Here is a 24,778-nt window from a genome sequence, read left to right on the forward strand (position 1 = left end):
GGCATGGCCACCGAGTTCACGGGGACGGGCGACCCGGCCCGCAGCATGGCGCTGCTGTGGCGCACCCCCGGCCGCGACGGCAGCCGCCCCGGGCCGCGGCCGGGGATCGACGTCGACCGGATCGTCGCCGCCGCCGTCGCGCTCGCCGACCGGGAGGGCCTGGCCGCGGTCTCGATGCGCCGGCTGGCCGGCGAGCTCGGCGTCGGCGCCATGTCGCTCTACACCCACGTCCCGGGCAAGGGCGAGCTCGTCGACCTGATGCTCGACTCGGTGCTCGGCGAGCTCTACCCCGAGGACGACGCGCTGCTGACCGGCGGCTGGCGCGCGCGGCTGGAGGGGATGGCCCGGGTCAACTGGGCGCTGTTCGTCCGCCACCCGTGGGCGCTGCACGTGGCCACCGGCCGCCCGCCGCTGGGGCCGAACCTGATGCGCAAGTACGAGGTCGAGCTGCGCGCGGTCGACGGGCTGGGCCTCTCGGAGGTGGAGATGGACCTGCTGGTCACGCTGGTCAACGGGTTCGTCCGCGGCTCGGTCGCCGGCGTGCACGAGAAGGCCGATGCCGAGCGGGCCACCGGCATCACCGAGCTGCAGTGGTGGGAGGCGACCGAGCCCTACGTCGCGCAGGTGTTCGACGCGTCGCGGTACCCGACGGCGGCGCGGGTGGGGCCGGTCGCCGGGCAGGAGCTGGGCGCCTACGACCCCGAGCGGTCCTTCGAGTTCGGGCTGGCGCGGCTGCTCGACGGCATCGGCGTGCTCGTCGACCGCTGACTCACGAGGTGGCCCGGACCGACGCCGTGATCTCCTCGAACGTCGGTCGCCAGTCGTCGAAGATGCTCTCGGGGGCGGCGCAGATCAGCAGGATCTCGCCGCCGACGACGACGCCGTGGATCCCGAGATCCGCCTCTCCCAGCCGGTAGGTGCCCTCCAGCCGGAAGCCGTCCTGCCCGGCGACCTCCGCCGGACCCGCCACCCGCACGTCCATCTCCCCGGGGAACGCGGTCGCGATCTGACCCGGCAGATCTCCCAGGGCCTCGTCCTCGAGGCCCGTGCCGGGTGAGACGTGCACGCCGACCGACCGCTCGGGCTCCTCGGCGGCGACGTCCGCGAACTCCTCCCCGTTGCCGCCCGTCGGGACGACCAGGCCCGCCGGGCCGAACACGAGCGCGTCGGTCACGTCCTGCACGGGGTGCATCTCCCAGTCGGCCGGCAGATCGGCGGCGTAGGGGACGACGACGAGCTCACGGGTCTCCAGATCGGGCCCCGACGACCACGGCCGCCACAGCGCCAGCACCAGGGCGACCGCGGCGAGCGCGGCGACGGCGACCGGCCACCACGGCCGTCGGAGCCGCTGGGAGACCGGCTCGGGGTCCGGCGGCCCGGGGACCGGCGGCTGGGCGGGTGGGGGCGGCTCCGGCTGGACGGGCGTGTGGTGGCGGGCGTGCCGGACGGTGGGCGGGGCCGGCGTCCGCGCGGTGCGCGCCGGCGCGGCGGGGACCTCCTCCCCCAGCGCGGTCCGCAGCGCCCGCACGAACTCCCCGGCCGAGCCCGGCCGGTCGTGCCGGTCCTTGGCCATCCCGGCCGCCAGCACGTCGTCGACGGCGCCGGGCAGCTCCGGCCGCGCGTCGGTCACCGGCGGCGGCGCCGTCGACATGTGCGCCCACAGCAGCGCGGCCTGCTCCTCGTGCGGGAACGGCGGCGCGCCGGCGAGCACCTCGTGCGCGACGCAGGCCAGCGCGTAGACGTCGGTGCGCGCGTCGACGTCCTCGCCCCGGATCTGCTCCGGGGCGACGTAGTGCAGCGACCCCAGGAACTGACCGGTGCGGGTCAGCCCGCTGCCGCTGGTGGCGCGCTTGGTCAGGCCGAAGTCGGTCAGGTAGACGTGCGTCCGCGGCGGCAGCACCTCGGCGGAGGCGCCGGACAGCAGGAAGTTGCCGGGCTTGACGTCGCGGTGGACCAGCCCCGCTTCGTGCGCGGCGTCCAGGGCGTCGGCGCCCTGGTCGAGCAGGTGGAGCGCGGGAGCCGGGTCGAGCGGCCCGCGCGTGGCCAGCACCGTGTGCAGGTCGGCGCCGCGGACGAACCGCATCGCGATGTACAGCAGGCCGTGCCACTCGTCGGCCTCGTAGACGGGGATGACGTGCGGGTGGTCGACGGCGGCGGCCAGCCGCGACTCGCGCACGAACCGCTCCCGGAACCGGGCGTCCTCCGACAGCTCCGGCGTCAGCACCTTGAGCGCCACCGACCGGTCTAGCCGCAGGTCGACGGCGCGGTAGACCAGGCCCATGCCGCCGCGGGCGACGAGCTCCTCCACCCGGTAGCGGGAGACCACGGTCCCCACGTCGAGCCCCGGCTGCACCATGGCGCGCCTCCCCTGCCGGCCGGAGCGTAGGGCTCGGGGCCCTCCGCTGGGAACGCCGCGGCGCTCCACGGCCGTGTCCGGAAACCGCCAGTCACCGTCCCTCCCGGCTGGCACGCTGGGGTCCGTGACCGAGGCCCTGTCCGCCGATGTGCTGGACCACGAGCGCTGCTACCGCGCGGTGGCCAGCCGCGACGCCCGCTTCGACGGCTGGTTCTTCACCGCGGTGCACACGACCGGCATCTACTGCCGGCCGTCCTGCCCCGCCCGCACGCCGTTGGCCCGCAACGTCTCCTTCTTCACCACCGCGGCCGCGGCGCAGGCGGCCGGCTTCCGCGCCTGCCGCCGCTGCCGGCCCGACGCCGCCCCCGGGTCGCCGGCGTGGGACGTCCGCGCCGACGTCGTCGCCCGCGCGATGCGGCTGATCGCCGACGGCGAGGTGGAGCGCTCCGGCGTCCCCGGCCTCGCCGCCCGGCTCGGCTACTCCGAGCGGCAGCTGCACCGGCTGCTCGTCGGCGAGCTGGGCGTCGGCCCGCTCGCGCTGGCCCGTGCCCGGCGGGCGCAGACCGCCCGGGTGCTCATCGAGACCACCGACCTGCCCATGGCCGACGTCGCCTTCGCCGCCGGCTTCGCCAGCATCCGGCAGTTCAACGACACCGTCCGCGAGGTGTTCGCCAGCACCCCGACCGCGCTGCGCACCCGGCGCCGCGGGGCGACCGCCGGCACGCCGGGCGAGCTGACCCTGCGGCTGACCGCCCGCGCGCCGTTCGCCGCCGACGAGGTGCTGCTCTTCCTGGGCGCGCACGCCGTCCCCGGGCTGGAGGAGTGGGACGGGACGACGTTCGCCCGCGTGCTGGACCTGCCGCACGGGCCGGCGGTGGTGCGCCTCTCCCCCGCCCGCGACGGGTCGGTGACCGCGCGGCTGCGGCTGACGTCGCTGCGCGACCTGGGCGCGGCGGTCAGCCGCTGCCGCCGGATGCTCGACCTCGACGCCGACCCCGCCGCGGTCGACGAGGTGCTCGGCGCCGATCCCGCGCTCGCCGGGCTGGTCGCGACCGCCCCCGGCCGACGGGTGCCCACCTCGCCCGACGCCGCGGAACTGGCGGTGCGCGCCGTGCTCGGTCAGCAGGTGTCGGTCGCCGGCGCCCGCACCCTCACCGCGCGGGTGCTGCGGGCCGCCGGCACGCCGCTGCCCGAGCCGGTGGGCACGCTGACGCACGCGTTCCCGCGGCCGGAGGCGCTGGCCGACGCCGACCTGGGGTCCGCCGGGCTGACCGGCGCCCGGCGCCGGGCCGTGCACGCCCTGGCCGCGGCGCTGGCCGACGGCTCGATCCCGCTCGGCCCCGGTGCCGACCGCGAGGAGGCCGCCCGCGCGCTGGTCGCCGTCCCCGGGATCGGCCCGTGGACGGCGGCGCTGGTCGGCCTGCGCGGCCTGGCCGACCCCGACGTCTGGCTGCCCGGCGACCTGGCGCTGCGCCGGTCGCTGGCCGCCCTCGGCAGTTCCGACGCCGACGCCGCCCGCCGCTGGCGGCCGTGGCGGTCCTACGCCGTGATGCACCTCTGGGCACTGGCCGTGCCCTCCCTGTTCACCCGCACCCCCTCCCTGGATCGGAGCGCCTGATGACCGTCCGCCACGCCACCGTCGCCACCCCGCCCGGGCCGTTCACCGTCGTGGTCGACGACGGCGACGCCGTCCTCGCCGCCGGCTGGACCGCCGACGTCGGCGACCTGCTGCCGGTCGTGCACGCCACGCTGCGGCCGGTCTCGTCGCAGCCGGTCGGCCGGCTGCCGGTGCTCGACGCCGTGGAAGCCTTCCACGCCGGCGACGTGCACGCGATCGACGACGTCGTCGTGCGCCAGCGCTCGGGGCCGTTCCTGCAGGCGGCGTGGGAGGAGCTGCGCCGCATCCCCGCCGGTGCGCCGGCCACCTACGCCGGGTTCGCCGCCCGCTGCGGCCGGCCGGCCGCGGTGCGCGCGGCGGCCAACGCCTGCGCGCGCAACGCCGCGGCGCTGTTCGTGCCCTGCCACCGGGTGCTCGGGTCCGACGGCGGGCTCGGCGGCTTCCGGTGGGGGACGCCGGTGAAGCGCTGGCTGCTCGACCACGAGGCGGCCGCCACCTCCGCCGTCGCGTAGGCCCCGCCTGCCGGGAATTGTCGGCGGCGTCGGGCACCCTGCCCCACCATGGACGCCGCTTCCCTGCTGCTCGGGCTGCTCCTCGGTGCCCTGCTCGCCACCGCGGCCACCCTCGGCGTGGTCGCGCTGCTGGCCCGCCGGCGCCCGTCGGACACCGGGCTCGAGCCGCTGCACGAGTCGCTGGACCACATGCACCGGCTGCTCACCGGCATGGAGCAGGCCCGGGCGACCGCCCACGGCGAGCTGCGCGAGCAGATGGGCACCGTCGGGCAGGCCTCGGCCCAGCTGAAGCAGGAGACGCAGGCCCTCGTCACCGCGCTGCGCACGCCGCACGTGCGCGGCCGGTGGGGCGAGGTGCAGCTGCGCCGGGTGGTCGAGGTCGCCGGGCTGCTCGAGCACTGCGACTTCGTCGAGCAGCCCGCCGGCACCAGCGACGCCGACGCCGGCGTCCGCCCCGACCTGGTGGTCACGCTGGCCGACGGCCGCCAGGTCGTCGTCGACGCCAAGGTGCCGTTCACCGGCTACATCGAGGCGGTGCAGGCGCCCGACGAGGCGGTCCGCCGGCAGCGGGTCGCCGCGCACGCCCGCCAGCTGCGCGCGCACGTCGACGCGCTGGCCGCCCGCCGCTACCCCACCGCCTTCCGGCCGGCCGCCCCGTTCACGGTCCTGTTCGTCCCCTCCGACGGCTTCCTCACCACGGCGCTCGAGGCCGAGCCCGGCCTGCTCGAGTACGGGTTCGGCCGCGACGTCGTACTGGCCACGCCGAGCACGCTGCTCGCCCTGCTGCGCACCGTCGCGTACTCGTGGCGGCAGGAGCGGCTGGCCCGCGACGCCGACCAGGTGCTCGAGGTCGGCCGCCGGCTGCACGCCCGGCTGACCACGCTGTCGGGCCACCTCACCCGGCTCGGCTCGGCGCTGGGCGCCACGATGAGCCGCTACAACGAGACGGTCGGCTCCTACGAGACGTCGGTGCTCACGGCCGCACGGCGCTTCGACGCCCTCGGTGTCGGCGAGCAGCCGGTGCCGCAGCCCGAGCAGCTCGAGGCCACGATCCGCACGCTGCGCCCCGCCGACCCCGGTCCCGAGCCCCTCGCCGGTCCCGGCGAGGCCCGCGACGGCACGCACGGCTGAACCGTCCACCGGGACGGGTCCGCCCCCGCCGACGGGCCGACGCGACCCCGAGGTGCCACCACCGGCCCGGCTTCCTGGCTACCGTTGCGGGCGACGACGGGCGGCCGCGACGGCGGCCCGCGGACCCACGGGAGGCGCGATGGCGGCCGACGCCTGGCGACAGGGCGACGCCCGCGCCGACCGGCGCTCGCGTCCGGTGGGCGCCGACCGCGCCGCCGTGGCCGACCGCTACGCCTACGACGATCCGGAGTACGCCCGCCCGCAGCGCCGGCCGGCCGAAGCCGACCGCGGCCCCGTGCGTGGGCGACCCACGCGCCGCCCCGCACCGGAGACCGGGCGCCGGACCCGCGGCATCGTCGCCGTCCTCGCCGTCTTCCTGGTCACCGTGGCCGTCGCCGCCGCCGAGTCCCTGCTCTGGACCGGGCTGGGGCTGATCACGGCCACGGGGCTGGTCGTCGCCACCGCGGCCGGTGCCTTCCTCGTCCGCCGGCGCGACCTGCTCACCGTGGTGGTCAGCCCGCCGCTGGTGTTCGCCGCCGTCGTGGCCGTCAACCTGCTCGCGGCCTCCTCGGTGCAGCTGTCCGGCGTCAAGGCGTTCGTGCTGGTCATGGGCACCCAGCTGGTGCAGAACTTCCCCGCGATGATCGCGGCGACCATCGCCGGCATCGTGGTCGCGCTCATCCGGCTGGCCGCCGGCCGCTGAGCGCCGGCGATCGGCGAGCAGCGGGGAGCTCAGCGGGCCCGCGCCGGCACCCCGCGCACCGGCACGCCGCGCTCGTCGAACCGCCGCTGGGTCGAGAACGCCCGCGGCGTCGGGCCGTAGCGGCGCAGGTGGGTCAGCCGCGCCCGGGCGGCGGGGACGTCGGGCCGCTCGTCCTCGGCGACCCACCACAGCGCCGCCATCGGCGGGGGCGCCGGCTCGAACCAGCGCGACCGGCGGCGCAGGAACGCCGCGTGCGGGCTGCGGTAGGCGAAGTCGTGCAGGGCCTCGTAGGAGGTCCAGAGCGACACGTTGACCACCCACAGGCCGGTGTCGTCCTCCACCAGCGGCGCGTGGCCGCCGGTCTGCAGCCGCCACACGAACCCGGGAGCTCGGTCGGCGAGCCGGTTGACCGGGTCGAAGCCGGCGGCGAACTCCAGCATCTGCGGTGCGTCCAGCGGAGCCCGCATCTTCGCCACGTTCACCTGGGCGAGGTGCGGCACCGCGGTCAGCCGGCGGTGCGGCGGGGGCGGAGCTCCGGCGGCAGGGCGAAGACGAGCCGCTCCTCGGCGGCCTTGACCGTCTCGACATCGGGGTAGCCGCGCTCGGCCAGCCAGTCGAGGACCTCGCTGACCAGCACCTCCGGCACGGAGGCGCCGCTGGTCAGGCCGACGGTGCCGACGCCGTCGAGCCAGGCGGGATCGATCTCGGAGGCGAAGTCGACCAGGTGCGCGTCCCGCGCGCCGGCCTCCAGCGCCACCTCGACCAGCCGCACGGAGTTCGACGAGTTGGTGGACCCGACGACGATCACCAGGTCGCACTCGGCGGCCATCTGCTTGACGGCCTGCTGCCGGTTCTGCGTGGCGTAGCAGATGTCGTCGCTCGGCGGGGACTGGAGCGTGGGGAACCGCTCGCGCAGCTTGTCGACCGTCGAGAGCGTCTCGTCGACCGACAGCGTGGTCTGCGACAGCCACACGACCTTGTCGGGGTCGCGCACCTGGACGTTGGCGACGTCGTGGTCGCCGTCGACGAGCTGGATGCGCTCGGGCGCCTCGCCGGAGGTGCCCTCGACCTCCTCGTGGCCGCGGTGGCCGATGAGCAGGATGTCGTAGTCGTCCTTGGCGAACCGCTTGGCCTCGGAGTGCACCTTGGTGACCAGCGGGCAGGTGGCGTCGATGGTCCGCAGCGACCGCGCCGCGGCCTCGGCGTGCACCGCCGGGGAGACGCCGTGCGCGCTGAAGACGACGACCGACCCCTCGGGCACCTCGTCGGTCTCGTCGACGAAGACCGCGCCGCGCCGCTCGAGGGTGGCGACGACGTGCTTGTTGTGGACGATCTGCTTGCGCACGTACACCGGTGCGCCGTGCAGCTCCAGCGCCTTCTCCACGGCGACGACCGCCCGGTCCACCCCGGCGCAGTACCCGCGCGGGTCGGCCAGCAGGACGCGTCCGCGCTGATCAGCCATGTCTCCCAGGGTACGTGGGCGGCGGCCGCGCGCCCGGGACTGAGAGGAGCACCACCGTCGGGTGCATCTGCGTTGACCGGGTGTGTCGTCCGCGGGGTTCTGGGGCAGGCTGTGCGCATGTCCCGTGAGATCCCCCAGGTCGTCCGCGCCGCCGCCGGACTGGCCGCCACCGTGCTGGACGAGGCGCGCAAGCTGCCCGAGACCCTCCCCGGCCTCCCGGTGCGGGTCGTCGGCCTGACCATGCAGACCGCGATGTGGCTGCAGCAGCAGTACACCGGCCTCGTGGCCCGCGGCGACGAGGTGTTCACGGGCATCCGCGGCGAGGACGAGCCGGGTCTGGCCACGTTCGACGAGGACCTGCCGGCCGCCGAGGCGCCGGCCCCGGCCGGCTTCCGCGACTCGGCCTTCGACCGGGTCGAGGAGCCCGTCGCCGAGGAGGACCTCCTCTCCGGGCTGCCCGAGGACGACGTCGCGCTGCCCGACGCGTCCGCGGCCGGTGCCGCCGACGCCGCTGTCGCCGGGGACGTCCCGGCCCCGGGTCTCTCGGCGGAGGACACCCTCGAGGAGCTGGCCATCGAGGAGCTGGTGGACGACGAGCTCGCCGGCCTGCCCGCCGAGCCGGCGCCCGCGGAGGTCGTCGCCGCCGTCCAGGACATCACCGAGCAGGTCCGCGAGGCCGACCTCCCGGCCGGGCCAGGGCCCGGCGACGCCGCCACCGAGGACGCCACGGCCGTCGAGAACGCGCTGCTCGAGGCCGACGCCGCCGGCACCGCCGGCGAGCCGGGCGGGGCCCCGGACACGGTGTCCGAGCAGGTCGACGTCCTCACCCCCGACGGCGGGATCGCCACCGTCGAGGCCACCGTGACCGACGAGGGCGTCGCCGCGCCGGCGGAGGCCACCGACGAGGGCGGCACCCCCGTGGCCGCGGCGACCGGCGTGAGCACCGAGGTGCCGGAGGGCACCGGCCCGGCCGACGACGAGGGCACCGCCGGCGCGCAGGCCGCCGGGACCGCGCCCATCGAGGGCTACGACGGCTGGTCGATCGCCCAGCTGCGCGGCCGGCTGCGCGGCTACGCGCCCTCGACGGTGCAGCAGCTCCTCGACTACGAGGAGGCGACCCGCAACCGCGCGCCGTACCTGCGGATGCTGCGCAACCGGCTGGAGAAGTCGCCGACCGCCTCTGCCTAGCCGCCCCGGGCGGCGGCCGTGTCGGCGGCGCCTGGCAGTCTCGGGAGCGTGACCGCCCCTTCCTCCCCCGAGGCGCCGTGGCCGGTCCGGACCGTCGCGCGCAAGGTCGCCGAGTGGATCGGCCGGCTCGGTGAGGTGTGGGTCGAGGGCCAGGTGGCGCAGCTGTCGCGGCGGGGCATGTCGAGCACGGTCTTCCTCACGCTGCGCGACCCGGCCGCCGACCTGTCCATCCCGGTCACCTGCGGCCGGGACGTCGCCGACCGCCCCGGCCTGGAGCTGACCGAGGGCGCGCGGGTGATCGTCCGCGCTCGGCCCGACTACTACATCGCCCGCGGCTCGTTCTCGCTGCGCGCCACCGAGATCCGCGCGGTCGGCCTCGGCGAGCTCCTCGCCCGCATCGAGCGCATCCGCGGGCTGCTGGCCGCCGAGGGGCTCTTCGACGCCGCCCGCAAGCGGCCGCTGCCGTTCGCGCCGGCGGTCGTCGGGATGGTCACCGGCCGGGAGAGCGCCGCCGAGCGCGACGTCCTCGTGACCGCCCGGCGCCGGTGGCCGGCGGTCCGGTTCGCCGTCGAGCACTGCCTCGTGCAGGGACCCATGGCCGCGGCGTCGGTCATCGACGGCCTGCAGCGCCTCGACCGCGATCCCGAGGTCGAGGTCATCGTCATCGCCCGCGGCGGCGGCTCGGTCGAGGACCTGCTGCCGTTCTCCGACGAGGGGCTGGTGCGGGCGATCGCCGCCTGCCGCACCCCGGTGGTCACCGCCGTCGGGCACGAGACCGACACGACGCTGGTCGACCACGTCGCCGACGTCCGCGCCGCGACCCCCACCGACGCCGCGCACCGGATCGTGCCCGAGATCGGCGAGCAGCGGCGCCTGGTGGACGGCCTGCGCGCCCGCGCCCGGCACCTGCTCTCGACCCGCCTCGAGCAGCAGGAGCGCTGGCTGGAGTCGGTGCGCAGCCGCCCGGTGCTGGCCGCGCCCGAGCGGCTGCTGCACGGCCGGGCCGACGACGTCGCCGCGCTGCGCGGCCGCGCCCTGCGCACCGTCACCCACCGGGTCGAGGGCGCCGAGCGCGACCTCGAGCACGCCCGCGCCCGGGTGGCCGCCCTCTCCCCCGCCGCCACGCTGCAGCGCGGCTACGCCGTCGTGCAGCGCGCCGACGGCGCCCTCGTGCGCGAGCCCGGTGCGGTGGCGGACGGCGAACTGCTCAGCGTGCGGGTGGCCGGCGGTCGGCTGCCGGTGCGCGTGGACCGCAGCACGGATCAGGAGGAACCGGCGTGAGCACCCCCGAGCCGACCCAGACCTACGAGCAGGCCCGCGAGGAGCTCGCCGAGGTCGTGCGCAAGCTGGAGGCCGGCGGGCTCACGCTGGAGGAGTCGCTCGCGCTCTGGGAGCGCGGCGAGGCGCTGGCCGAGCTGTGCCGGCACTGGCTGGACCGCGCCCGCGAGCGGCTGGCCGCGGCGCAGCCGGAAGAGGCTCAATCGGAGTAGGGCGCCACCGCCGCGGCCACCGTCTCCAGCTCCTCCTCCGACGCCGAGCCGGTGACCACCACGGTCACCCCGTCGGCCTGGCGGCTGAGCACGGTCTCGACGTCGCGGTTCTGCGGCCGCGTCGACCGGGTCCAGGTCTCGCCGCCGATCTGCACGCTGCCCTGCTCCTCGGCGTCGGCGAGCACGGCGGTCAGCGCGTCGGCGCGCGGGTCGTCGCTCACCACGAACCCGGCGAACTCGTCGGACGGGGTCACGTAGCCGAGCTCCAGGGTGACCGCGTCGCCCTCCCCCGCCTCCCCGGCGTCGGTGCGCGCGCTGGTGGGCCGGTACTCCTCGGGCAGCCCGGTGGGCACGACCAGCGGGTAGCCGGCCCGGTCGGCCGCCAGGGCGATCGTGCTCGACGGGTCGATCGGCTTGACCGGGTTCTCGTCGGGGCCCTGCCGGAACGACTGCCAGGCGACGAGCGCCAGCACGATCACCACCAGCGGCGCCAGCGAGCGGAGCATGTTGGCGAACGACTGCCGCCGCGCGCGCTCCAGCCGCGGGTCGGGCGCCGCGGGCAGCTCGTCGGCGGATCGCTGGTCGGTCGGGCCTGCAGGCATGCACCTAGGATCGCAGCACCCGGTGGTCGATCCCTGGAGGTCCCGTGTCGCTGCCCGACTCACTGACGCCGCGCGCCGGAGCGGGCTTCCGCACCGACCGCCCCGCGCCCGACCGCAACCTGGCCCTCGAGCTGGTCCGCGTCACCGAGGCGGCCGCGATGGCCGCCGGCCGGTGGGTCGGCCGGGGCGACAAGAACGGCGGGGACGGCGCCGCGGTCGACGCGATGCGGGCGCTGATCGGCACGGTGAGCATGAACGGCACCGTGGTGATCGGCGAGGGCGAGAAGGACCAGGCGCCCATGCTCTACAACGGCGAGCAGGTCGGCGACGGCCAGGGCCCGGAGTGCGACGTCGCGGTCGACCCGATCGACGGCACCACGCTCATGGCCAAGGGCATGCCCAACGCCATCGCCGTCATGGCCGTGGCCGAGCGGGGCGCGATGTACGACCCGTCGGCGGTCTTCTACATGGAGAAGATCGCCACCGGTCCCCAGGCCGCCGACGTCGTCGACATCACCGTGCCGGTCGCCGAGAACATCCGCCGCGTCGCCAAGGCCAAGCACTGCTCCACCGGCGACGTCACCGTCTGCATCCTCGATCGCCCCCGCCACGAGAAGCTCGTGCAGGAGGTCCGCGAGGCCGGCGCCCGCATCAAGTTCATCACCGACGGCGACGTCGCCGGGGCGATCGCCGCCGCCCGCGAGGGCACCGGCGTCGACCTGCTCATGGGCATCGGCGGCACCCCGGAGGGGATCATCGCCGCCTGCGCGCTCAAGTGCATGGGCGGCTCGCTGCAGGGCAAGCTCTGGCCCAAGGACGACGACGAGCGGCAGAAGGCCCTCGACGCCGGCCACGACCTCGACCGCGTGCTGCACATCGACGACCTGGTCCGCGGCGACGTCTTCTTCGTGGCCACCGGCATCACCGACGGCGAGCTGCTGCGCGGCGTGCAGTACCGGGCCGGCGGGTGCACCACGCAGTCGCTGGTCATGCGCTCGCGGTCGGGCACCATCCGGCAGATCGACAGCCTGCACTCGCTGGCGAAGCTGCGCGCCTACTCGGCGGTGCAGTTCGACGCGACGCCGTCGGAGGACTGACCCCTCACAGCACCGCGAACACGACCACCGCGGCCGCGGCGAGGAGCACGAGCACCAGCACGAGCAGCAGCACCGGCGCCCGGCTGCGCGTGCGCGGCGCCGGGGCGGACGCCTGCCCGCGGGCCGGGGGCGGCGGCGGGAGCCCGACCGGCAGGGGCCCGCTCGGGTGCGGCTCGGCGGCCCGCGTCCCGACCGGGCCCGGCGCGGACACCGCCCGGGCGTCGGGCCTGCTGACCGGGCCCAGCGGCGGTGCCGACGGGGACCGGGGCGGCGGCGCGGAGAAGTCGATCCTCGACCCCCGGGGAGCGTCGCGCGCGGCCGGCGGCGCGGGCGTCCGCGCGGCCGGGGGCGCCGGTGTCCGGGCGGCCGGGGGGCGCTGCTGCGGCAGCGCCGACGTCGGCGGCTCGTCCGGCGGGCCGGGGTCGGAGAAGCCGAGCGTCCGGCCCACGACGGGGCGGGGCTGGATCGACGTCGGCGGCGCCTGCGGCACGACCGGCTGCGGCCGCGACCCGAGCGCCTTGCGCGCCGCGCTCGCGAGCTGGCCGGCGGACTCCCAGCGCTGCTCCGGGTCCTTCGCCAGCCCCCGCCGCACGACGTCGTCCAGGGCGCGCGGCACCCCCGGGCGCAGCGACGACGGCGCCGGCGGCTCGGTGTAGAGGTGGGCGTACATGAGGGTGGCCAGGCCGTCGCCGACCATGGGGACCCGGCCGGTGAGGCACTCGAAGAGCACGCAGGCCAGCGAGTAGACGTCGATGCGGGCGTCGATCGGCTGCTCGAGGAACCGCTCCGGCGCCATGTACTCCAGCGAGCCCAGGGCGGCGCCCGCCGTGGTCAGCCGGGGCCCGGCGCTGTCGTCGAGGGCGCGGGCGATGCCGAAGTCGACCAGGTAGACGAAGTCGTCCTCGCCCTCCTCGGTCAGGAGGATGTTCGACGGCTTCACGTCGCGGTGCACCAGGCCGTCGGCGTGCGCGGCGTCGAGGGCGTGCGCGACCTGGCTGATGATCCGCACGGCCCGGTGGGCCGGCATCGGGCCCTCCCGCGTGAGCACCTCCTGCACGTCGCGCCCCGGCACCAGGCGCATGTCGAGGAACAGCCGGCCGTCGATCTCGCCGTAGCGGTGGATGGGCACGATGTGCGGCTCGTTGAGGCGCGCGGCGAGGTGGGCCTCGCGGCGGAACCGCTCCCGGTAGCCGCGGTCGGCGGCCAGCGCGCGGGAGAGGACCTTGAGGGCGACGACGCGGTCGTGCTCGGTGTCGTAGGCGCGGTAGACCTCGCCCATGCCGCCCCGGCCCAGCAGGGCTTCGAGGCGGTAGACGCCGAACTGTTCGCTGTCCACGGGCGACCCCCAACGTGCCGCCGGCGGGCGCTCCGCGGAGCCGTCACCCGGTGCGGTCGGCGCGGAGTCTAGGCACGCCGCGACGGGCGGACCAGCGGCTCGCGCACCGCACCCCGCCCGTTCCGACGCGGAGCGACCCGCCGCCTGCTGCGCGTGACGACGGACCGTCCGGACGACCGACGGCCCGGCCCCTCGGGTGAGGAACCGGGCCGTCGGACGGGCGCGGGGGCGGTCAGCCGGGGAACGTGTCGGTGCAGAGGGCTCCGGTGCCCTCCGGCTGACGGCCGGCGCACGTGTCGGCGTAGACCGTGTAGGCCTCCAGGGCGGGGTCGCTCACCGTGCTGACGTAGAGGAGGTCGCAGGACTCCATGCTGCCGCCGTAGCACTCCTCGGCCAGCGCGTTCCACGCCGGGTCGGTGCCCAGCCCGGTCGGCTCCTGCGTGGCCGGCGGGATGCCGCCGCCCGGCGGCTGCGAGCTCGTGCTCTCCTCGCTCGTCGAGGACTCCTCGCTGCTCTCCTCGCTGGAGGACGTCGTCGGGGTGGCGTCCTCGCTCGACGAGCTCGTGGTCGTGGCGGTGCTGGAGCTCGCCGTCGTGCTCGGGTCGTCGTCGTCCCCACCGAGGAAGAGGACCAGCGCCACCACGATGCCGGCGACCACGAGGACGCCGGCCACGATGAGGGCGATGAGGCCGCCCTTGCCCTTCTGCGGCTGCTGGCCGTAGCCGGGCTGGCCGTACGGCTGCTGCCCGTACTGGGGCTGCTGCCCGTAGCCCTGCTGGCCGTACGGCTGCTGCTGGCCGTAGCCCTGCTGGCCGTAGGGCTGCTGCTGGCCGTACTCGGGCTGCTGCCCGTACTGCGGCTGCTGGCCGTACTGCTGGCCCGGCTGCCCGTACTGCGGCTGCTGCCCGTAGCCCTGCTGGCCGGGCTGGCCCGGCGGCGGGTACTGCCCGGCCGGCGGGAACTGCGTGGTCTCGTCGCGCTGACCACCGGGCGTCTGGCCGGCGCCGGTGGACCCGAACTGCTGGGTCGGCTCGTCCTGGGGCGACGACCCGCCCCAGCCCTGCTGCCCCGGCTGCTGACCCGAGGGGTCGTTGCCGCCCGGCGGCGGGTACGGCGGCTGTGACATGGTCTTTCGCTCCTCGAGTTGCGGTGGTGGCGGGGCTGAGCGTAGCCGCGCCTCAGTCCAGTTCCGTGCAGGAGACGACGGTGTACTCCTTCACCCGTCCCCCGCAGGTGGTGGCGTACGACTCGTAGTCCGACAGGGGCGGCGATTCGTAGTACAGGTCGTCGCAGGCCTGCAGCTCCCCGGCGAAGCAGTCCGCCGCGTAGGCGTTCAGCACCGGGTCGGGGCCCGGCTCCGGCGCGACCGGGGGGGACTGCTCGACCGGGCCGACGGCGTCGTCGTCCTCCATCGGCAACCCGCCGAACGCCCACTCGTCCAGCGAGCGCGTCATGCCCTCGCCGACGGACTCCCCGATCTCCTCGCCGAGGCCCTGGGCCATCTCGCGGCCGATCTCCTCGGCGGCGGAGAGGAAGACGGAGCTGACGAGGACCGCGGCGCCCACCGCCCCGGCGACGGCGTACCCGACGCCGAGCAGCACCGGGGTGGGCTTCCAGCGGTGCGGCGTGGCCGGCGGGAGCACCGGCGCTCCGGCCGGCGGGGTCCAGGACGGCTGCGCCGTCCAGTACGGCGTGCCCGGCGGGGCCCACGCCGGCGTCGTCCCCAGGCCCGGGTCGACGACGTCCCAGGCGGGCTGCGGGTGCTGCGGGTCGGACATCGGGGCCTCTCGTGCGGGCTGGGTCCGGCGGAGCGTAGGTCCGCGGGGCGCCGGAACCCGGCAGCGCCGCACGACCCGGCCGGACCCGGACGTCACCGCCGACCGCGGGGCCGCTCGCACCCCACCGGCCCCAGGCGTCAGTCGTCCTCGAGCTGCGTGCAGTACGGCACGGCGTAGGGCGCCACCCGCCCGCCGCAGGTGATCCCGTACCGCTCGTAGTCCGACATCGGGTCGGACAGCTGGTACAGGTCGTCGCACGCGTCGAGCAGGCCGTCGTGGCAGCGCTGCGCGTACCCGTCGAGCCCGGGGTCGTCGCCCAGCCCCGCCGGGGAGGACGGCGGGGACGTCGGCACCGCCGTCCCGCCCAGGTCGGAGCACGCGTACACCTCGTAGGCCTTCACCCGGCCACCGCAGGTGAGCCCGTACTGCTCGTAGGCCGATCCCGACGGCGAGAGCGCGTAGAGCTCGTCGCAGGCGTCCATGGTCCCGTCGTGGCAGGCCTGCGCCCGCTCGTCGAGGTACGGGTCGTCGCCCAGGCCGGTCGGTGCCGCCGGCTCCCCGGTCGCCACCGCGCCCGGGGAGAAGAGCTCGTCGCCCTGCGCGGCACCGAGCCGGCGGGCGCCCACCACCACGGCGACGAGGACGGCGACCGCGAGCACCGAGCCGACGACCACCCACACGACGGTCCCGCGGCTGCGCCGCGGCGGCGGGCCCGGCACCCCGCCGGACCAGGGGTCCCACGGGGGCGGCCCGTAGCCGTAGGAGGACGACGGCGGCGGCCAGGGTCCCGGCTGCGGCGGGTACGGCGGCTGGGACATGGCTCCTCCGGGGGCGGGCGGTCCGGCGGAGGGTAGGCGCTCGCCCGCTGCGGCCGGGCGGAGCCGGGCCGGAGCGAGACCGAACGGGGATCTAGGGTCGCTCCGGAGCACAGTCCCCACCGACACCATCCGGGAGCGAGCGTGTCCGCAGAGCAGGACGGCACGGAGTACCGCATCGAGCACGACTCCATGGGCGAGGTCCGGGTCCCGGTCTGGGCCAAGTGGCGGGCGCAGACCCAGCGGGCCGTCGAGAACTTCCCGATCTCGGGCACCCGTATCGAGCGCGAGCTGATCGGTGCGCTGGCCGCCATCAAGGGCGCCGCGGCCACCGTCAACGCCGAGCTCGGGGTCCTCGACAAGGACGTCGCCGGGGCCATCCGCGACGCGGCGGCCGAGGTGGCGAGCGGGAGCTGGGACGACCACTTCCCCATCGACGTCTTCCAGACCGGCTCGGGGACGTCGAGCAACATGAACACCAACGAGGTCATCGCCACGCTGGCGACCGAGGCGCTGGGCCGGTCGGTGCACCCGAACGACCACGTCAACGCCTCGCAGTCGTCCAACGACGTCTTCCCTTCGGCGATACACGTCGCCACCACGCGCGCCATCGTGCGCGACCTGGTGCCGGCGCTGCGGCACCTGGAGGCCTCGCTGTCGCGCAAGGCCACCGACTTCGCCGAGGTGGTCAAGAGCGGCCGCACCCACCTCATGGACGCCACCCCGGTGACGCTGGGCCAGGAGTTCGGCGGCTACGCGGCGGCGGTCCGCTACGGCGTCGAGCGGCTGGAGGCCTCGCTGCCCCGCATCGGCGAGCTGCCGCTGGGCGGGACCGCCGTCGGCACCGGGATCAACACCCCGCCCGGGTTCGCCGCGGCGATCATCGACTCGCTGGCCGCCGACCTCGACCTGCCGCTGACCGAGGCGCGCGACCACTTCGAGGCGCAGAGCTCGCGCGACGGGCTGGTGGAGGCCTCCGGCCAGCTGCGGACCATCGCCGTCGGGCTGACCAAGATCGCCAACGACCTGCGGTGGATGGGCTCGGGCCCGCGCACCGGCCTGGGCGAGATCTTCCTGCCCGACCTGCAGCCGGGCAGCTCGATCATGCCGGGCAAGGTGAACCCGGTGATCCCCGAGGCGACGATCCAGGTCGCCGCCCAGGTGATCGGCAACGACGCCGCCGTCGCCTTCGCCGGCACGACCGGCAACTTCGAGCTCAACGTGACGCTGCCGCTGATGGCCCGCAACGTGCTGGAGTCGATCCGGCTGCTGGCCAACGTCAGCCGGCTGCTGGCCGACCGCTGCGTCGACGGCATCACGGCCAACGTGGAGCGCTGCCGCGAGCTGGCCGAGTCCTCCCCGTCGATCGTCACGCCGCTGAACAAGTACATCGGCTACGAGGAGGCGGCCAAGGTCGCCAAGCAGTCGCTGGCCGAGCGCAAGACGATCCGCCAGGTCGTGCTCGAGCGCGGCTACGTCGAGCAGGGCAAGCTCAGCGAGCAGCAGCTCGACGAGGCCCTCGACGTCCTCTCGATGACCCACCCCTGACCGCGTGAGCGAGCCGGGCGCGCCGGGCCCGATGGAGTGGGAGAAGCTCGGGCTGGTCTGGACCGCTCCCGCCCACAGCGGGCGCACCGGCGCGCTGCAGCCGACCCCCTTGGTGCTCGACGACCGCATCCGGGTGTTCACCGGGTGCCGGGACGCCGACGGCGCCAGCGCCGTGTGGTGGGTCGATCTCGACCTCGCCGATCCCACCCGGGTCCTCGCCGAGGCGAGGACGCCCGCGCTGTCCGCCGGTCCGGCCGGCACGTTCGACGCCGCGGGCGTCGTGCCGTGCGCGGTCGCGGTCGTCGGGGACGCGGTCCGCCTCTACTACGCCGGCTACCAGCCACCGGGGGGACCCGGTGAGCGCTTCCGGGTGTTCTCGGGCGTCGCCACGGCACCGCTCGCGGCGCTCGACGGGTTCAGCCGGCTGCGGGACACCCCGCTGCTGCGCACGAGTGCCGACGAGCGGCTCTTCCGGGTCGTCCACTCGATCGTGCCGGTGGCCTCGGGCGGCTGGCGGTGCTGGTACGGCGCGGGGCACGAGTTCCGACAGGGCCGCACCAAGCTGCTCCCCGTCTACGACATCCGGCAGATGGACTCCGTCGACGGACTCGACTTCCCGGACGCGGGCGAGGTCGCCGTGCCGCTGGGGTCGCCGGAGGAGCACCGCGTCGGCCGTCCCTACGTCGTGCGGCAGGACGCCGGCTACCGCATGTACTTCGGCGCCGGCACCGAGGCGACGACCTACCGCCTCACCTTCGCCGACTCGGCCGACGGCCGGACCTGGCGGCGGCGCGACGGCCTGCTCGGACTCGACGTCAGCGCCTCGGGGTGGGACTCCGAGATGGTCGCGTACCCGGCCGTGGTCACGACTCCCGCCGGTACGTTCCTGCTCTACAACGGCAACGGCTACGGACGGGACGGCTTCGGGATCGCCGCACTGCGCCGACCGCTGCCCCTACTGCCCTGACCCGGGAGCCCGCATGGCCGAGAAGAAGCCGATCGTCGTCGTCGGAGCCGGCGAGACCGCCGACATCGCTCTGGAGTACTTCACCGCCGACTCCGATCGGGAGGTCGTCGCCCTGTCCGTGGAGCGGTCGTACCTGCCCGAGGACGGCGACCACCCGTCCGGGCTGCCCTTCGTGGCGTTCGAGGACCTCCAGGAGACCCATCCGCCGACGCAGGTCGACACCTTCGTGGCACTGTCCTCCACCTGGCTGAACCGGGCCCGGACCCGGCTGTTCCACGCGGTCAAGCAGCAGGGCTACACCTGCGCCTCCTTCGTCAGCCCGCACGCCTTCGTCTGGCGGACGGCCACGATCGGCGAGAACGCCTTCGTCTTCGAGAACAACGTGCTGCAGCACGGCGTGCAGGTCGGGGACAACACGGTCCTCTGGAGCGGCAACCACGTCGGGCACCAGACGGTCATCGAGGACCACGTCTTCATCGCCTCGCACGTCGTCATCTCCGGCTTCTGCCGGATCGGCAGCTCGACCTTCATGGGCGTCAACGCCTCCGTCGGTGACGGCATCAGCATCGGCGCGGACAGCGTCGTCGGCGCCGGCGCCGTCGTGGTCAAGGAGCTCCCGCCGCGCGGGGTCTACGTGGGCAGCCCCGCCAAGGCCACCGGTGGCGACCCCTTCGACTCGTTCAAGGTGCCCGCCGAGTTCCGCTGAGCACGTCAGCCCACCTCCCGGGAGAACACCTTGCGGGTCCCGGGAACCCCGCCCACGCTGCGCTTGAAGTTGACCAGCCCGACGTTGGGTGTGCCGTCCTTCTCGCTGGACGGCCCGAGGTCGAGCAGCCGCGCACCCCGCGCCACCGAGCCGGTGACCAGCAGGTGCGCCAGCAGGTCCATCGGCGAGCGCCGCAGGTCGTGCTCGGCGTCCCCCCACGCCACCAGCAGGTCGACGTCGTCCAGCACCCGGTAGACCACGGCGGCGGCCACCGCCTGCCCGTCCACGCGCAGCAGGTGGAGCCGGACCCGCTCGCCGAAGCTCTCCCGCGCCTGCAGCAGGTAGTCCCTCGGCAGGCCGGCCGGTCGGCCGTGCGCGGCCCGGTTGGCGGCGAGGATGCGGTGCAGCGTCGTCAGGTCCTCGCCGCCGTCCACGTCGACCAGCTCGTGCGCCTCGGCGAGCGCGGCGCGCACGAGCGACCGCTTGTTCTTGCGCACCAGTGCCAGCGGGTCGGCCCCCGCGTGCAGGGGATCGAGGTCGACGTGCTGGTTGAGGTCGCAGTGGTCCACCGCGAACCCGCTGTTGAGCAGCACGTACTCCAGCAGCGGCTCGGCGGCGGAGTAGACCGGCGGGCGGGCCCGGATCCGCACGCTGCGGATGCCGTCCGCCCGCAGCGCCGACACCGCGCCGGCGACGAGGTCGAACAGCTCGTCCACGGTGGGGTCGGCCCGGACCAGGTCAGGACCACCGTACGGAGCGCTGTGCCCGCTGAGCAGGACGCCGTCGGTGACCACACCGTCGAGGGCGCCGATCAGCCGGCCGTCGCGCCGGTGCTCGTGGCGCCACCGCGCCTGCGCGGGCACCCCGTTGAGATCGTGGAAGCGGGCGTCGCAGAAGAGCAGACCCCCGCCCAGCAGCTGCTCCGCCATCGACCCCTCCCGCGTCCCGACTCCGGTCAATCCGATCCTCTCCCCTGCCGATGGAGAGCGGGTGACCACCCAGCTGGACCCACCGGACCTGCCCGTGCGTGATCGGCGGTCGAACCTCCCGGGGCGGCGGGCGACGGACTGGAACCCGCTGCCCGAGGGACGTGGAGCCGGCTGCCGGATCGTCGACCTCCCCCGGGTGACCGACCCCCGGGGCAACCTGACGTTCATCGAGGGTGGCCAGCAGATCCCGTTCGACGTGGCGCGGGTGTACTACCTCTACGACGTCCCCGGCGGCGAGTCCCGTGGTGGGCACGCGCACCGGCAGCTGGAGCAGCTCATCATCGCCGCGGCCGGCAGCTTCGACGTCATCGTCGACAACGGGACCGAGACCGCGCGCTTCCACCTCAACCGCTCGTACTACGGGCTCCACCTCCCCCGCCTGACCTGGCGCGAGCTCGGCAACTTCTCGTCGGGCAGCGTCTGCCTCGTGCTCGCCTCGCGCCGGTACGAGGAGGCGGACTACTTCCGGGACTACGACGAGTTCCTCGCCGCCCGGGCCCGGGCCGACCGGGACGCCCGGTGAGCGGGGTGGCGGCGCCGGTGCGCGTGCCCTTCCTCGACCTGCGCGCCCTGCACGAGGAACTGCAGGACGAGCTCGATGCCGCTGCGCTGCGCGTCCTGCACAGCAGCCAGGTCCTGATGGGCCCGGAGCTGGCGGCCTTCGAGGAGAACTGGGCGAGCACGGTCGGCGCCGGGTTCGCCGTCGGCGTGGGCAACGGTCTGGACGCCCTGTCCCTGGGGCTGCGCGCCCTCGGCGTCGGTCCGGGCGACGAGGTCGTCGTCCCCTCGCACACGTTCGTCGCCACCTGGCTCGGCGTGCTCGCCGTCGGTGCCGTCCCCGTGCCCGTCGACGTCTCGGTCGACACGGGCGAGTGGGACGTCGACGCCGTCGAGGCGGCGCTCACCGGTCGCACCCGCGCGCTGCTGCCCGTGCACCTCTACGGGCACCCGGTCGACCTCGTCCCGCTGGTGGAGCTGGCCGGGCGGCACGGGCTCAGGGTGCTCGACGACGCCGCCCAGGCGCACGGCGCCCGCTACCGCGGACGGCCCGTCGGCGCGCTGGCCGACGCCACGGCCTGGAGCTTCTACCCGGGCAAGAACCTCGGTGCCCTCGGTGACGGCGGGGCCGTGACCACGTCGGACCCGGAGGTGGCCCGCCGGCTGCGGTCGCTGCGCAACTACGGGTCGACCGTCAAGTACCTGCACGAGGAGATCGGGGTCAACAGCCGTCTCGACGAGCTGCAGGCCGCCCTGCTGTCGGCCAAGCTGCCCCACCTGGAGGAGCACAACGAGCGGCGGCGGCGCATCGCGCGGCGCTACGCCGAGGGCCTCGCCGGCACCGGGCTGGTGCTGCCCCGCACCGCCGACCGGACGGAGCCGGTCTGGCACCTCTACGTCGTGCGCTCACCCCACCGCGACGCGCTGCGCGACCACCTGAGCGCGCACGGCGTGCAGACCCTCATCCACTACCCGATCCCGCCGCACCGCCAGCCGGCGTTCGCCGGGACCCCGTTGGCCGCGGCGCACCTGCCCGGCGCCGACCTGCTCGCCCGCGAGGTGCTCAGCCTGCCGATGGGCCCGTCGCTGCGGGACTCCGACCAAGACCACGTGATCGACGCAGTGAGGTCCTTCCGGCCATGAGCGCACCCCTCGTCAGCATCCTGCTCCCGACCTACAACGGCGAGCGCTTCCTGCGCGCCGCGCTGCACTCCGCGCTGGCGCAGTCGTACGAGGACATCGAACTGGTGGTCGGGGACGACGCCTCGACCGACAGCACACCCGCGATCCTCGCCGAGGTCGCCGCCTCGGACGCCCGCGTGCGGGTGATCCGGCACGAGACGAACCTGGGTGGCTTCGGCAACCCCGCCGCGCTCCTCGGCGAGGCACGCGGCGAGTACGTCAAGTTCCTGCTGCACGACGACGTGCTGGCCGAGGACTGCGTCGAGGAGCTGCTCTGGGGCATGCAGACCTTCCCGGAGGTCTCCCTCGCCTTCTCCCGCCGTGCCCTGATCGACGCCGACGGCCGGCCGCTCCCGGGCCACGAGTTCGCGCCTCTGCTCGACCGGCCGGGCACGGTCGACGGCCGGGAGCTCGGCGACGCGATGCTGGCGACCTGCACCAACGCCATCGGGGAACTCACGACGGTGCTGTTCCGCCGGGCGGACGTCGACGTCGACCAGCTGTGGCAGGTGGACGGCACCCGCCTCGAGGCGCTCGGGGACCTGGCGCTGTGGCTCGGGCTGCTCCGCCGGGGGCCGGCGTTCTACACCCCGAGCGTGCTCAGCCAGTTCCGCGTCCATCCGGGGCAGAGCACGTGGGAGGGCGACATCGCGGTCCGCAGCGCCTGCGACTGGCCCCGGCTGGTGGACTGGGGTGCCCGCTCGGGCTACCTGGCCGACCCGGCGCAGCGCTGGCGCGCGCACGGCAAGGCCTTGCTGAACACGGCCGCGCTGGCCAACCAGGTGGAGCCCACGGCGGCGGCCGGCCGCGTCGTCGAATCCCTGAACCTGTCGGTGACGGCGCTGGCCGAGCTCGCGGCGGGGGGTCCGGCCGACGGCGCGAGCCCGCTGCCGGCGCGCGCGGCCGGTGGCAGCGCCGCCGGGCTGCTGGCGGCGATCCCCGCCCCGCGTCCGGCCCCCCGGACCGCGCCGCTGCCGTTCGCCCTCGCCGCACCCGCCGTGGACGCGGCCGAGATCGGCGCGACGGTGCGGGCCCTCCGGGACGTGCTGGCGCGCGACGGTGCGGAGAAGCTCCTCCTCGCGGTCCCTCCGGCGCTCGTCGAGCGGGCGGTCCCGCTGATCGAGGCAGCCCTCGCCGAGGGACCGGACATCGACGTGGAGCTGTTCCCGACCGACGACCCGGCCGGGCTCGTCCCGGGCTCGTGGCTGGCCGTCGCGCCGCGCGGCGCCACGTGGCACGACGGCCGCGCGACCGCTGTCCACCTCTTCGACGCCGTCCCCGCCTGACGCCAGGGCCACCCGGGCCGCGCCGACCGGAGCAGGGGCGCCCGACCTCGCCGCTTCCGGCGAGCGGGAGGGCGGGGCCGCGCGACGGCCCTGCGCGCAGTAGCGTGCGCCCTGATGAGCGAGACAGATGTAGCCCTGCGCTACCCCGGTGGAGAACTGCCCCTGCCCGTCGTGCCCTCCACCGAGGGCTCGGACGGCATCGACACGAGCAAGCTGCTGTCGACGACCGGCCAGGTCGCGCTCGACATCGGCTTCGTCAACACGGCGTCGTGCACGTCGGCGATCACCTACATCGACGGTGACGCCGGCATCCTGCGCTACCGCGGCTACCCGATCGACCAGCTCGCGGAGAAGTCGAACTTCCTCGAGGTCAGCTACCTGCTGATCTACGGCGAGCTGCCCACGGCCGACCAGCTCGCGGCGTTCGACCAGCGGATCCGGCGGCACACGCTGCTGCACGAGGACCTGAAGATGTTCTTCAACGGGTTCCCGCGCGACGCGCACCCGATGCCGGTCCTCTCCTCGGCGGTCAGCGCGCTGTCGACCTTCTACCAGGACTCGCACGACCCGTTCAACGCCGAGCAGGTCGAGCTGTCGACGATCCGGCTGCTGGCGAAGCTGCCCACGATCGCCGCCTACGCGTACAAGAAGTCGGTGGGGCAGCCGTTCCTGTACCCCGACAACTCCTGCGGGCTCGTCGAGAACTTCCTGCGCATGACGTTCGGTTTCCCCGCCGAGCCGTACGAGCAGGACCCGGAGCTGGTCAAGGCGCTGGACATGCTCTTCGTCCTGCACGCCGACCACGAGCAGAACTGCTCCACCTCGACGGTGCGGCTGGTGGGCTCCTCGCAGGCCAACCTGTTCGCCTCCATCTCCGCCGGCATCAACGCGCTGTTCGGCCCGCTGCACGGCGGGGCCAACCAGTCGGTGCTGGAGATGCTCGAGGCGATCCAGAAGGACGGCGGCAACATCCCGCGCTTCGTCGAGCGGGTGAAGAACAAGGAGCCCGGCGTCAAGCTCATGGGCTTCGGCCACCGGGTCTACAAGAACTACGACCCGCGCGCGGCGATCGTGAAGAAGACCGCCGACTCGGTGCTGGACAAGCTGGGCGGCAACAACGAGCTGCTCGACCTGGCCCGGCAGCTGGAGGAGGTCGCCCTCAACGACGACTACTTCGTCCAGCGCAAGCTCTACCCGAACGTCGACTTCTACACCGGGCTGATCTACCGGGCGATGGGCTTCCCCACCCGGATGTTCACCGTCCTGTTCGCGCTCGGCCGGCTGCCCGGCTGGATCGCCCAGTGGCGGGAGATGATCAACGACCCGGCGACGAAGATCGGCCGGCCGCGGCAGGTCTACACCGGCGCGACCGAGCGCGACTACGTCGCCGTCGACGGCCGCTAGACGCACCACCTCCGCGGGGGGGGGGGGGGGGGCGGGGGGGGGGGGGGGGGGGGGGGGGGGGGGGGGGGGGGGGGCGGGGGGGGGGGGGGGGGGGGGGGGGGGGGGGGGGG

General features: G+C 75.3%; 25 protein-coding genes. 16 read left to right on the forward strand and 9 right to left on the reverse strand.

Features of this window, described 5'->3' with window-relative positions; genetic code table 11:
• The first annotated feature begins 3 nt into the window (after positions 1–3).
• Complete coding sequence (locus tag ACI8AF_RS16010) at positions 4–768, forward strand: TetR/AcrR family transcriptional regulator (protein ID WP_456540718.1); 765 nt, start codon at positions 4–6, stop codon at positions 766–768.
• A 1-nt stretch (position 769) separates the two neighbouring features.
• Here ACI8AF_RS16010 and ACI8AF_RS16015 read toward each other — a convergent pair whose 3' ends face one another.
• Positions 770–2,356 carry a serine/threonine-protein kinase gene (locus tag ACI8AF_RS16015; protein ID WP_456540719.1) on the reverse strand — a complete coding sequence of 529 codons (1,587 nt, stop codon included), beginning with the start codon at positions 2,354–2,356 and terminating at the stop codon, positions 770–772.
• Positions 2,357–2,480: 124 nt separating this feature from the next.
• On the opposite strand from ACI8AF_RS16015, the gene ACI8AF_RS16020 reads away from it, so the two are divergent.
• The 4 genes from ACI8AF_RS16020 to ACI8AF_RS16035 all read left to right on the forward strand — a co-directional run bounded on the left by ACI8AF_RS16020 (position 2,481) and on the right by ACI8AF_RS16035 (position 6,320).
• A complete protein-coding gene (locus ACI8AF_RS16020) occupies positions 2,481–3,974 on the forward strand; it encodes an AlkA N-terminal domain-containing protein (protein ID WP_456540720.1) in 1,494 nt (497 codons plus the stop codon).
• Positions 3,974–4,486: a methylated-DNA--[protein]-cysteine S-methyltransferase gene (locus ACI8AF_RS16025; protein WP_456540721.1), complete on the forward strand. Its 513-nt coding sequence runs from the start codon at positions 3,974–3,976 to the stop codon at positions 4,484–4,486. The genes ACI8AF_RS16020 and ACI8AF_RS16025 overlap by 1 nt, the downstream gene beginning before the upstream one ends.
• A gap of 48 nt (positions 4,487–4,534) precedes the next feature.
• Positions 4,535–5,617, forward strand: a complete 1,083-nt coding sequence (locus ACI8AF_RS16030) for a DNA recombination protein RmuC (protein WP_456540722.1) — start codon at positions 4,535–4,537, stop codon at positions 5,615–5,617.
• Positions 5,618–5,756: 139 nt separating this feature from the next.
• Positions 5,757–6,320, forward strand: a complete 564-nt coding sequence (locus tag ACI8AF_RS16035) for a DUF6542 domain-containing protein (RefSeq protein ID WP_456540723.1) — start codon at positions 5,757–5,759, stop codon at positions 6,318–6,320.
• A 29-nt stretch (positions 6,321–6,349) separates the two neighbouring features.
• Here ACI8AF_RS16035 and ACI8AF_RS16040 read toward each other — a convergent pair whose 3' ends face one another.
• Positions 6,350–6,820: a DUF3291 domain-containing protein gene (locus ACI8AF_RS16040; RefSeq protein WP_456540724.1), complete on the reverse strand. Its 471-nt coding sequence runs from the start codon at positions 6,818–6,820 to the stop codon at positions 6,350–6,352.
• 5 nt (positions 6,821–6,825) lie between these two features.
• A complete protein-coding gene (locus tag ACI8AF_RS16045; RefSeq protein WP_456540725.1) occupies positions 6,826–7,782 on the reverse strand; it encodes a 4-hydroxy-3-methylbut-2-enyl diphosphate reductase in 957 nt (318 codons plus the stop codon).
• Positions 7,783–7,899: 117 nt separating this feature from the next.
• On the opposite strand from ACI8AF_RS16045, the gene ACI8AF_RS16050 reads away from it, so the two are divergent.
• From ACI8AF_RS16050 to ACI8AF_RS16060, 3 genes are read left to right on the forward strand one after another with little or no spacing between them, the layout of a single operon-like run.
• A complete protein-coding gene (locus tag ACI8AF_RS16050) occupies positions 7,900–8,970 on the forward strand; it encodes a lipid droplet-associated protein (RefSeq protein WP_456540726.1) in 1,071 nt (356 codons plus the stop codon).
• A 48-nt stretch (positions 8,971–9,018) separates the two neighbouring features.
• Positions 9,019–10,251 (forward strand): exodeoxyribonuclease VII large subunit, encoded by a 1,233-nt coding sequence (gene xseA / locus ACI8AF_RS16055; RefSeq protein WP_456540727.1) that lies wholly within the window; start codon positions 9,019–9,021, stop codon positions 10,249–10,251.
• A complete protein-coding gene (locus ACI8AF_RS16060; protein ID WP_456540728.1) occupies positions 10,248–10,460 on the forward strand; it encodes an exodeoxyribonuclease VII small subunit in 213 nt (70 codons plus the stop codon). The genes xseA and ACI8AF_RS16060 overlap by 4 nt, the downstream gene beginning before the upstream one ends.
• Here the strand turns inward: ACI8AF_RS16060 and ACI8AF_RS16065 are convergent.
• The gene (locus ACI8AF_RS16065) at positions 10,448–11,062 is read right to left on the reverse strand and encodes a DUF4245 domain-containing protein (RefSeq protein ID WP_456540729.1); all 615 of its coding nucleotides are present in this window, start codon (positions 11,060–11,062) and stop codon (positions 10,448–10,450) included. The genes ACI8AF_RS16060 and ACI8AF_RS16065 overlap by 13 nt on opposite strands.
• 44 nt (positions 11,063–11,106) lie before the next feature.
• Here ACI8AF_RS16065 and glpX point away from each other — a divergent pair, with 44 nt between their 5' ends.
• Entirely contained in the window at positions 11,107–12,159 is a 1,053-nt protein-coding gene (gene glpX, locus ACI8AF_RS16070) for a class II fructose-bisphosphatase (RefSeq protein WP_456540730.1), read from the forward strand.
• Positions 12,160–12,163: 4 nt separating this feature from the next.
• On the opposite strand, the gene ACI8AF_RS16075 is transcribed toward glpX, so the two are convergent.
• The 4 genes from ACI8AF_RS16075 to ACI8AF_RS16090 all read right to left on the reverse strand — a co-directional run bounded on the left by ACI8AF_RS16075 (position 12,164) and on the right by ACI8AF_RS16090 (position 16,091).
• Positions 12,164–13,495, reverse strand: a complete 1,332-nt coding sequence (locus ACI8AF_RS16075; protein ID WP_456540731.1) for a serine/threonine-protein kinase — start codon at positions 13,493–13,495, stop codon at positions 12,164–12,166.
• 232 nt (positions 13,496–13,727) lie between these two features.
• Entirely contained in the window at positions 13,728–14,621 is an 894-nt protein-coding gene (locus ACI8AF_RS16080) for a hypothetical protein (protein WP_456540732.1), read from the reverse strand.
• Between the two features lie 52 nt (positions 14,622–14,673).
• Complete coding sequence (locus ACI8AF_RS16085; protein ID WP_456540733.1) at positions 14,674–15,273, reverse strand: hypothetical protein; 600 nt, start codon at positions 15,271–15,273, stop codon at positions 14,674–14,676.
• A gap of 137 nt (positions 15,274–15,410) precedes the next feature.
• Positions 15,411–16,091: a hypothetical protein gene (locus ACI8AF_RS16090; protein WP_456540734.1), complete on the reverse strand. Its 681-nt coding sequence runs from the start codon at positions 16,089–16,091 to the stop codon at positions 15,411–15,413.
• A gap of 141 nt (positions 16,092–16,232) precedes the next feature.
• Here ACI8AF_RS16090 and ACI8AF_RS16095 point away from each other — a divergent pair, with 141 nt between their 5' ends.
• From ACI8AF_RS16095 to ACI8AF_RS16105, 3 genes are read left to right on the forward strand one after another with little or no spacing between them, the layout of a single operon-like run.
• Positions 16,233–17,636 (forward strand): class II fumarate hydratase, encoded by a 1,404-nt coding sequence (locus ACI8AF_RS16095; protein ID WP_456540735.1) that lies wholly within the window; start codon positions 16,233–16,235, stop codon positions 17,634–17,636.
• Between the two features lie 4 nt (positions 17,637–17,640).
• Positions 17,641–18,603: a hypothetical protein gene (locus tag ACI8AF_RS16100; protein WP_456540736.1), complete on the forward strand. Its 963-nt coding sequence runs from the start codon at positions 17,641–17,643 to the stop codon at positions 18,601–18,603.
• A 13-nt stretch (positions 18,604–18,616) separates the two neighbouring features.
• Entirely contained in the window at positions 18,617–19,309 is a 693-nt protein-coding gene (locus ACI8AF_RS16105; protein WP_456540737.1) for an acetyltransferase, read from the forward strand.
• Positions 19,310–19,314: 5 nt separating this feature from the next.
• Here ACI8AF_RS16105 and ACI8AF_RS16110 read toward each other — a convergent pair whose 3' ends face one another.
• The gene (locus ACI8AF_RS16110; protein WP_456540738.1) at positions 19,315–20,238 is read right to left on the reverse strand and encodes a GNAT family N-acetyltransferase; all 924 of its coding nucleotides are present in this window, start codon (positions 20,236–20,238) and stop codon (positions 19,315–19,317) included.
• A 61-nt stretch (positions 20,239–20,299) separates the two neighbouring features.
• Between ACI8AF_RS16110 and ACI8AF_RS16115 the strand changes: the two genes are divergently transcribed.
• From ACI8AF_RS16115 to ACI8AF_RS16130, 4 genes are all read left to right on the forward strand, one after another.
• Positions 20,300–20,821: a sugar 3,4-ketoisomerase gene (locus tag ACI8AF_RS16115; RefSeq protein WP_456540739.1), complete on the forward strand. Its 522-nt coding sequence runs from the start codon at positions 20,300–20,302 to the stop codon at positions 20,819–20,821.
• Positions 20,818–21,939 (forward strand): DegT/DnrJ/EryC1/StrS family aminotransferase, encoded by a 1,122-nt coding sequence (locus ACI8AF_RS16120; RefSeq protein WP_456540740.1) that lies wholly within the window; start codon positions 20,818–20,820, stop codon positions 21,937–21,939. Before ACI8AF_RS16115 ends, ACI8AF_RS16120 begins: the two co-directional genes overlap by 4 nt.
• Positions 21,936–23,264 (forward strand): glycosyltransferase family 2 protein, encoded by a 1,329-nt coding sequence (locus ACI8AF_RS16125; RefSeq protein ID WP_456540741.1) that lies wholly within the window; start codon positions 21,936–21,938, stop codon positions 23,262–23,264. The genes ACI8AF_RS16120 and ACI8AF_RS16125 overlap by 4 nt, the downstream gene beginning before the upstream one ends.
• Positions 23,265–23,378: 114 nt before the next feature.
• Positions 23,379–24,668, forward strand: coding sequence for a citrate synthase (locus ACI8AF_RS16130; protein ID WP_456540742.1), 1,290 nt, complete (start codon positions 23,379–23,381; stop codon positions 24,666–24,668).
• The last annotated feature ends 110 nt before the right edge of the window (positions 24,669–24,778 follow it).

The organism is Blastococcus sp. SYSU D00669, from assembly GCF_054050715.1.